This is a genomic window from Thermanaerothrix sp. (genome assembly GCA_026417795.1).
Taxonomy (GTDB): domain Bacteria; phylum Synergistota; class Synergistia; order Synergistales; family Synergistaceae; genus Thermanaerovibrio.
In genome coordinates, this window is sequence record JAOACP010000108.1 from 1,006 (window position 1) to 1,242 (window position 237).

Sequence of the window (237 nt, forward strand, 5' to 3'; positions counted from 1 at the left end):
TCATCGTTTAATGTGGTAAGCATGGGCCTTTTTGTAGTGGAAAAGTCTATCATCGTTATCTCCGCAGAAGAATGTGGTTATTTTGGTTCCCTTGCGGGAAAGAATACCGCTCCCCGTCAAGTCAATGATCCCTTTGATATCCTCCTGGTGATTATTGAGCGGACCATCCGCCACTTTGTGGAACACCTGCGGGTTATCAAGATGCTGTCAAAAGAAATACAACAAAAGCTTAACAGC

1 protein-coding gene is annotated in these 237 nt (G+C 44.3%); it reads left to right on the forward strand.

Features of this window, described 5'->3' with window-relative positions; all coding sequences use genetic code 11:
• Positions 1-36: 36 nt before the first annotated feature.
• Positions 37-237 (forward strand): hypothetical protein (locus N2315_09435; GenBank protein MCX7829392.1); only part of this gene is annotated, 201 nt, incomplete at its 3' end.